At 69.8% G+C, this 8,382-nt stretch carries 7 protein-coding genes and 1 rRNA gene; 2 read left to right on the forward strand and 6 right to left on the reverse strand.

Annotated features, from left to right (window positions below; all coding sequences use genetic code 11):
* Positions 1-81 (forward strand): 5S ribosomal RNA (gene rrf, locus ACIBAF_RS46855); the annotation flags it as partial.
* 69 nt (positions 82-150) lie between these two features.
* Positions 151-702 carry a GNAT family N-acetyltransferase gene (locus tag ACIBAF_RS46860; protein ID WP_399472561.1) on the forward strand — a complete coding sequence of 184 codons (552 nt, stop codon included), beginning with the start codon at positions 151-153 and terminating at the stop codon, positions 700-702.
* 4 nt (positions 703-706) lie between these two features.
* Here ACIBAF_RS46860 and ACIBAF_RS46865 read toward each other — a convergent pair whose 3' ends face one another.
* The 6 genes from ACIBAF_RS46865 to ACIBAF_RS46890 form a co-directional block, all read right to left on the reverse strand.
* A complete protein-coding gene (locus tag ACIBAF_RS46865; protein WP_399472563.1) occupies positions 707-2,254 on the reverse strand; it encodes a type IV secretory system conjugative DNA transfer family protein in 1,548 nt (515 codons plus the stop codon).
* Between the two features lie 15 nt (positions 2,255-2,269).
* Positions 2,270-3,700, reverse strand: coding sequence for an ATP-binding protein (locus ACIBAF_RS46870; protein ID WP_399472565.1), 1,431 nt, complete (start codon positions 3,698-3,700; stop codon positions 2,270-2,272).
* Positions 3,701-3,714: 14 nt separating this feature from the next.
* Positions 3,715-5,247: an SCO6880 family protein gene (locus ACIBAF_RS46875; RefSeq protein ID WP_399472591.1), complete on the reverse strand. Its 1,533-nt coding sequence runs from the start codon at positions 5,245-5,247 to the stop codon at positions 3,715-3,717.
* Positions 5,248-5,270: 23 nt separating this feature from the next.
* A complete protein-coding gene (locus ACIBAF_RS46880) occupies positions 5,271-6,632 on the reverse strand; it encodes a hypothetical protein (RefSeq protein ID WP_399472567.1) in 1,362 nt (453 codons plus the stop codon).
* Positions 6,622-7,446 carry a hypothetical protein gene (locus ACIBAF_RS46885; RefSeq protein WP_399472569.1) on the reverse strand — a complete coding sequence of 275 codons (825 nt, stop codon included), beginning with the start codon at positions 7,444-7,446 and terminating at the stop codon, positions 6,622-6,624. The genes ACIBAF_RS46880 and ACIBAF_RS46885 overlap by 11 nt, the downstream gene beginning before the upstream one ends.
* A gap of 201 nt (positions 7,447-7,647) precedes the next feature.
* Complete coding sequence (locus ACIBAF_RS46890; RefSeq protein ID WP_004000049.1) at positions 7,648-7,956, reverse strand: hypothetical protein; 309 nt, start codon at positions 7,954-7,956, stop codon at positions 7,648-7,650.
* Positions 7,957-8,382: the final 426 nt, after the last annotated feature.

Here is an 8,382-nt window from a genome sequence, read left to right on the forward strand (position 1 = left end):
ATTCCGAACCCGGAAGCTAAGCCTTACAGCGCCGATGGTACTGCAGGGGGGACCCTGTGGGAGAGTAGGACACCGCCGAACAAATATTGAGAAAGGCCCACACCGTAAATCGGTGTGGGCCTTTTTGCGTTTGCCATTAGGGTGATGCGCATGAATTACGTCATCCGCTCCATACGCGCCGATGAGTGGCCCGCAGCGAAGAAGCTGCGGCTCGCCGCGCTTCAGGACCCGGTAGCGCACCTCGCCTTCCTGGAGACGTACGACGAGGCTGTTGCCAAGCCGGACTCCTTTTGGCGGGAACGGGTCGAGGGAGTCGCGGAGGGTGCGACCGGAGCGCAGCAGATCATCGCCGAGGCGCCGGACGGGGAGTGGGTCGGAACCTTGACTGTGCTGGTCGAGGAGGCCGGCACGAAAGACTGGGCCGGCTTTCCCGTCGAGCGGAGACAAGGGCATGTCGTCGGAGTGTTCGTGCAGCCCGAGTCCCGGGGCATCGGTCTGACGGAGGTGCTCTTCGACGCCGCTGTGGAGTGGGCCTGGGCGAGCGGGGCCGAGCGGGTGCGACTGATCGTGCACGAGCAGAACACCCGGGCCCAGAGGTTCTACCGCAAGGCCGGGTTCGTACCCAGCGGTGTCGTGGTGCCGCTCGAGCAGACACCCGGGGAGAGCCAGCTGGAGTTCGTGCTCGGGCGCGACCGAGGCTGAAGTGCTACACCGGTAGCTCGTCGTGCGGCCAGCGGGCCTTGGCCTGTTCGCGGGAGCGGAGCAGGGCCAAGGTGGGCAGGCCGCGGTCCGTTCCCGTGGACAGGAGCTCCGGGAGCTGGGAGATCGGGGCCACGGCCGCCACATCGTCCAGGACCAGGGTGAGTGGTGGGTCGAGGCGACCGGAGGATGACCGTTCGGCCATGCGCCGGCCGCGCTCGACCACGCTGGAGACGAGGGCCGTCAGGAGCGGCATCGCGCCGGGGTTCGTCCTGGGATCCTCGATCGATTCGCCTAGTACATAAAGCGTTCCCCCTTCGTCCACGAAGGAATCCAAGGCAAGGGCATCACTTCGGTTGGGAGTGCATGCCTCGCGGATGTTCACCGTGGAGAGGGCGGAGAGGGCGCGGGACGTCAGTTCCTGGGCGATGTCACGACGCTCGGGGTGGGCGGTGAGGGCGGCTTCGAGCTCGCCGGCCGCGCCCGGGGCGGCCTTGGGGTGGGTGCGGAGGGTGCGGACCGCATCCTGGATGCCGGTGCCCTGGGACCAGCGGTGGACGTGGCGGATGGTGCGGCCGTCGATCGCCGCGGCGTGGAGATAGCTGCGGAGCAGGGTCTCGGCCGTGTCGGTCACCGCCTGGTCCAGGCGGGCGGTGGGGCGTACGGGGGTGAGGAGCGCCGCCGCGCGGGAGGCCGCGGTCGGCCTGTCCTCGCAGCCGGCGGTGGGGGACCAGTGGAGGCGGGCCGGGGTGTCGCAGCGGTGGGCGGGGTCGTAGAGGTGGACCGGGCCCAGCTTGGCCCTGGCGTCCTTGGTGTCCTGCCAGAGGGCCGGGTCGGAGGTGAGGACGAGTGCGGGGCCCTCGGCGTCCCGGACGGCCTGGGCGGCGGTGGCGTAGCGGAGCGCGGGGGGCGCGTAGTGTGCCGTCCCGCCTTCGACGCGGCCGGTCTCCCATCCGTGGGACGGTTCGACGGCGGGGCGCGGTGTCGGGGCGAGAGGCGACGGCGACGGCGATGCCGTCAGAGGGGTCGGGTCCGTCGGCGGAGTCGGCTCTGTCCGTGTCCTCGGGTCGGCCTCGGGCGTCGCTTCCGTTCGCTGCGTGGGCACCTCGTGGTGCGGTACCTCGTGGTGCTGGGGCGGGAGGCCCGTGGTGTGCCGGCGGTCCCTCTGGTCTGCCCTCCGGCGTGCCCGTACCGCCCTCCACCGCGCCAGCGTCCCTATCACGAACACGGTGAGGACGAACAGGATCATCAGCTGGCCGATGAGCAGGCCCCAGAAGAGGCCGTAGCCGGAGAGTCGGGTCGGCTCCGCCTCAGGCCAGGCGCCGGGGATGTCGTGAGGTTGGGCGATGAGGTGGCGCATGGCCAGGGGGGTGCGGGTGAAGGCGACGCCGGCGGGCCAGGAGCCGTGGGAGAAGAGGGCTGCCAGGCCCGTCGCCGTCCAGACCAGCAGGGTCATGCCGAGCAGGAACGCGAGTATGCCGACCAGGAGGCCGTCCGGGATGCCTCCTTGGCTGTCGGCCCGGCTGTCGCGGCGCTGCTCGTCACCCGGTCTCATGACCACCCCGCCCCTCTACGCCACCGTCGACTCGGACGAGCCGTCCAGGTCGGCCATGTGCTGTTCCATGAAGGCCGCCGCTCGGCGTTCCTGTTCCAGTTCGGCGGCGAGCAGGGCGTCGTCGTTGGCTGCGGCCTGCTCGGCGGAGGACTCCGTCATGGCGCGGTCGGTGAAGACCAAGGGGCGTTCCGTCTCCGTGACCAGGTGTTTCACCACCTGGACGTTGCCGTTGACGTCCCAGACCGCGATGCCGGGGGTGAGGGTGGGGATGATCTCCACGGCCCACCTCGGTAGGCCGAGGACTCGGCCCGTCGCCCTGGCCTCGTCCGCTTTTTGGGCGTAGATCGTCCTGGTCGAGGCCATCTTCAGGATCGCGGCGGCCTCCTTGGCCGCCGCGCCGTCCACCACGTCCGACAGGTGGTGGACCACCGCCACGAAGGACAGGCCGAGGCGTCGGCCGAACTTCAGCAGGCGCTGGAAGAGCTGGGCCACGAACGGGCTGTTGATGATGTGCCAGGCCTCCTCGACCAGGAAGATGCGCTTCTTCCGGTCGGGGCGGATCCAGGTGTGTTCGAGCCAGACCCCGACGATCGCCATCAGGATCGGCATGGCGATGGAGTTGCGGTCGATGTGGGACAAATCGAACACGATCAGCGGGGCGTCCAGGTCGATGCCGACCGTCGTGGGGCCGTCGAACATGCCCCGCAGGTCACCGTCGACCAGGCGGTCCAGGACCAGTGCGACGTCCAGGCCCCAGGCCCGTACGTCGTCTATGGCGACGTTCATCGCCTCCGCCGACTCCGGTTCGGGGTGGCGGAGCTGTTCGACGATGTCCATCAGGACCGGCTGACGTTCGACGATCGTCTCGTTGACGTAGGCGTGGGCGACCTTCAGGGCGAAGCCGGAGCGTTCGTCCAGGCCGTGGCCCATCGCCACTTCGATGATGGTGCGGAGCAGTGCCAGCTGGCCCGTCGTGGTGATCGAGGGGTCCAGGGGGTTGAGGCGGATCCCCATGTCCAGGGCTGCCGTAGGGTCCAGGCGGATGGGGGTTATTCCCAGCGCCTGCGCGATGAGGTTCCATTCGCCGACGCCGTCCTCGCCCTGGGCGTCCAGGACGACGACCTGGCGGTCGCGGAAGCGGAGCTGGCGCATGACGTAGGTCTTCTCCAGCGCCGACTTGCCGTTGCCGGACTCGCCGAGGACCAGCCAGTGCGGGGCCGGGAGCTGCTGGCCGTACAGCTGGAAGGGGTCGTAGATGTAGCCCTTCCCGGAGTAGACCTCGCGGCCGATGATGACGCCGGAGTCGCCGAGGCCGGGGGCGGCCGTGGGCAGGTAGACGGCCTGGGCCTGGCCGGTGGAGGTGCGGACCGGCAGTCGGGTCGTCTCGACCTTGCCGAAGAGGAAGGAGGTGAAGGCGTCCGTGAGGACGGACAGCGGATCCCGCATCAGCTCATCAGCCCCTACCTTCGGATTCCGGTGGCGAACGGGAGGGTGTTCACGAACGCCCGGTGGTGCTCTCGGTCGCACCACTCCAGCTTCAGGTACGACTTGCCGGCCGAGGCCCTTATCGTCCGTTTGTCGCGGGCGAGGGCCTCGGGGTTGCGGCTGGAGACGGTGATGTAGCCGACCAGGTTCACGCCGGCCGCGCCGGACGCCAGGTCCTCGCCGCGCTGGTCGAGGCGGGAGTGGGCGGCCACGTCGCGGGGGTCGACGGTGCGGTTCATCTTGGCGGCTCGGCTGGCTTCGGCCTCGTCGTTCGTCTTCTCCGTGAGCATGCGCTCGATGGCGACCTCGGTGGGTTCGAGGTCCATCGTGACGGCGACCGTGCGGATGACGTCTGGGGTGTGGACGAGGAGGGGGGCCAGGAAGTTGACGCCCACCGGGGTCATCGGCCACTCCTTCACCCAGGCCGTGGCGTGGCACCAGGGGGCCCGGGTGGTCGACTCGCGGGTCTTGGCCTGGAGGAACGTCGGCTCCATGGCGTCCAGCTCGGCCGGCCAGGCGTTGCGCTTGGTCATCGCCTGGATGTGGTCGATGGGGTGGTCCGGGTCGTACATGGAGTGGACGAGGGAGGCGAGCCGGCCCTGCCCGAGGGGCTGGCGGACGCGGATGTCCGCCTCCTGGAGGCGGGAGCAGATGTCCGTCAGCTCGCGGGCCATGACGACGGCGAGGCCGGCGTCGCGGTCGAGTTTGCGGCCGGACTGGGGGCGGGCGGCGCGGGCCATGGCGTGCGCCTCGGCGGAGAGTTCGCGCGTGTAGTGCATGCAGGCGACGAGGTAGGCGCGGTGCTGCTCGCTGCTGGTGGACACCATGGACTGGAGCTGGTCGTAGGAGCGGGCCAGCCAGTCGGGGGCCTTCTCGTCCCCGCGCACGGCGACGTCCTTGGCGTGGGCGTCGGGGTCGGCGGGGAGGGTGCGGGCGAGCATCTGCAGGCGGGTGACGAATCCGTCGCCGTTCGCCACGTGCTTGAGGAGGGTGCCGAAGCGGTCGACGAGGGCCTCCTGGTCCTCGCTGTCACGCAGGCCGACGCCCGGGCCCTCGATCTCGATGGCCGCCGTCACCGTACGGCGGTCGGCGTGCAGGAGGACGGCGATCTCGTCGGGGCCGAAGGGGGCGGCCAGCCAGCTGATGCGGCCGATGCCCGGGGGCGGGCCGATCTCGATCTCCTGGCCGTCGAGCCGGGTGCCGGCCTCCATGGCGGTCGAGCGGTACGTGGTCCCCTGGCGGAGGGTGCGCTTGTAGCTGCGGTTGATCTCGAACCACTTGTAGAACGTGCGGTGCTTGTACGGCACGTAGACGGCGGCCAGCGCGATCACCGGGAAGCCGCTCAGCAGGACGATGCGCAGGGCGAGGACGGGGACGAGGAGGCCGCACATCATGCCGAGGAACGCGCCGACGACGATGAGCGCGATCTCGCCGGTCTCGCGGTTGCGGCCGACGATCGCGTTCGGCCGGGCGCGGCCGATCAGATATGTACGGCGGGGCGCGACCATGTGGGACACATGGGACTCGGTCGTCAACGCCCTTCACCTCCCGTGCGGTTGTTGCTGCTGTTGCGGTTGTTGCCGGCGTGCGGGGTGTTGACCGGGCTGCTCGCGCGGGGCGCGGGTGCGGCGGAGGGGACAGATCCGCCGCCCCCGTTCGAGGAGCGCGAGCTGTGCGCGGCCACTCCGCCGCTGGCGGGGTTGGCGGGGCGGGCACCGGAGGATCCGGAGCCGGACTGGCCGGCGCCGTTGTTGTCCGCACGGGTGCTGTGCGTCTTGATGCCCTGGGCGACGAGGGTCGCCGGGGAGCTGATGACGGCGGCGGCCTTGCCTTCGGCGCCCTGCATGATGCGGTTGTTGCGGCCGTTCGCGATCTCGTCGCCGAAGCCGGGGACGAAGCGGTAGATCATCGCGCTGGCGAAGATGGCGAGCAGGATGATCGAGAGGCCGGAGACGACGGCGGAGAAGGAGTTGGGGCCGTCGTCCGAGGACAGCGCGCCGGCGAGGCCGAGCACTATCACGATGATCGGTTTGACCAGGATGACGGCGATCATGATGCCGGCCCAGCGGCGGACATGGCTCCACAGGTGCTTGTCGACCAGGCCCGCGTAGACGACGGTGCCGAGCAGCGCGCCGACGTAGAGGAGCGCGGCTCTGATGACGAGCTCCAGCCAGAGCACTCCGGCGGCGAGGATCGACACGAGCGAGACGACGATCAGCATGATCGGGCCGCCGCCGATGTCCTCGCCCTTGGCGAGGGCCGCGGAGAAGGTGCCGAAGAACGTGTCGGTCTGGTTGCCGGTGGTCTTCGCGAGGACGTCGGTGATGCCGTCGGTGGCGGAGACGACGGTGTAGAGGATGAGGGGGGTGAAGGCGGAGGCGAGGACGGTCAGCCAGAGGAAGCCGACGGCTTCGCCGATGGCGGTGGTGAGGGGGACTCCGCGCACCGCGCGCTTGGCTACGGCCAGCAGCCACAGCAGGAGGGTCAGGACGGTCGAGGCGGCGAAGACGACGGCGTACTGCTTGAGGAACCTCTCGTTGGTGAAGTCGACGTTCGCGGTGTCCTTCACGGCGTCGCTCAGCTTGTCGACGGTCCACGAGGCGGCGTCGGCACAGCCCTTGGCGAGGGAGGAGAGGGGGTCGAGGGTGTCGGAGACGCCGGGGTTGGTGGTGAGGGAGCCTCCGTTGCCCTTCTCGCAGTACTTCTTGGCCTCGCCGGAGATGAGGCCGCAGTCCAGGCTGTCGGACGGTGACGGCGACGGCGAGGGTGTCGACGACGGCGACGAGTCGGGCGTCGGGGCCGCGAAGACGCGGGTGGCCAGCAGGACGGCCGACGTCTGGACGGCGGTCACTGCTCCGGCGAGCGTGAGCAGGCGGCGCGGGTTACCGGGCATACGTGAACCCTCCGTACTCCTCGATGGCCTTGCTGATCTCGTCGGAGGTGGCGGCCGGGTCGTCGCCGGGGACCGGGGCGGGGCCGTCCTTCTGCTCGTCGTCGGCGATCTTCCAGTCGCCGCCGGTCCACTGGAGGTCGAAGGTCCAGGTCTTCCACGACGAGGTGACGGGGTCGGTGGAGGTCGTCCCGGACATGCCGATGAGGCCCAGGTACCAGACGGCGACCTTGGCGGTGCCGGTGGAGTAGGTCTGGGTCGTCGTGCCCACGGGCACCACCCGGGAGACGAAGGTGTTGCCGTCCGGGGCGTTGCCGTCGGCGTCGAGGCCCATCTTCGCGAGGAAGTCGGCCGAGTACGCCTGGTCCATGGCTCCCTGCAGCTTGGTCGCGGCCGCGGTGGTGTAGAGGTTGTCGACGAGGGCGTGCCGGCTGTCCTTTTGGAACATGCCGGTCGAGCCGAGCGCGACGGCGTAGTTGGCGGCGGCGGACTGGGCGCCCTGCTGGGTGTGTGCGAACCCCGAGGGGATGCCGTTGCTCTTCGAATCCACCGGCTTTGTTCCGGTTGCTGCTGTGCTGGAGGACTTTGGTTTGTCTGTGGCGGTGGATCCGTCGGTCGACGTCGAAGAGGAATCGTCTCCTCCGCGGTTCGCGAAGGCGATCGCCGCGATGAGGACGACGACGACGCCGACCACCGTGACCAGGCTCCGGGAGGAGGAGCGGGCGCCTCTTCTGGCGCCGCCGTAGGGGTCGGCCTCGGGCAGGCGGACGCGGGTGCCCGCGGGTTCGCCGTAGTCGTGTTCGTCGCCGGGAGTCATGCCGCGTACGCCCCCTCGCTGCCGTTGCGGACCGCGTAGAAGTACGACGGTAGCCGTGCTGGTTCCCGCGCGGGCGCGGTGTGGTGACTCGACATCAGGGACATCAGGGAAACGCAACCTCAGCCGGTGGGCACGACAGGTGGGTGGGGACGGCGGGCCGGGCGCGCCCGGACGGGACTGGGGGTGGTGCGGGGGACGCTGCTACACGGCCATGCCGTACACGATCGTGAACAGTGTCCCGAGTGAGCCGATGATGAAGACGCCCGTCAGGCCCGCGATGATGAGGCCCTTGCCCTGTTCCGCACTGAAGGTGTCCCGTAGGGCCGTCGCGCCGATGCGTTGCTTGGCCGCGCCCCAGATGGCGATGCCGAGGCAGATGAGGATGGCGACCGCCATCACGACCTCGATCATCACTTTGGCCTCGTTGCCCAGGCTGCCGAAGGGCCCCCAGTCCGGAGCGATCCCGCCGATGATGGTGTTGATATCGCCCTTGTCGGCCGCAAACAGCATGTAAGTCACCGCCCCTGGTGGGTAGTTCCGCCGTCCCCCTGCCGGTGTGCAGAGGTCACGCCTCATTGTCGCCGACGAAGTCGCCGTCGTATGTCGACTTGGCGTCATTGTCGGTCAGGATTCGTACGATTGACTCGTATGGTCACTCTGTGTATCACGGCAGGTCACGCCGGGCAATGAGGCCGGAGCGGAACCTGTGGTGTGGTTCCGTCGTTAGCCCACTTCACGGCTCCGTACCGTTTCTGACGGCTGGTCGGGTGAGCGTACGTTTCGATGTTCTCATCGATGGTCTCATGGCGAACGGCGAGCGGGGGGGGGGGGGGGGGGGGGGGGCCGCCCGCGGGGGGGGCGCGGGGGGGCCCCCCCCCCCCCCGGGGGGGGCGCGGGGGGGGGGGGAGGAGGGGGCCGCGGGGGGGGGGGCGGGGC

It is taken from the genome of Streptomyces sp. NPDC051677 (assembly GCF_044453465.1).
Taxonomy (GTDB): Bacteria; Actinomycetota; Actinomycetes; order Streptomycetales; family Streptomycetaceae; genus Streptomyces.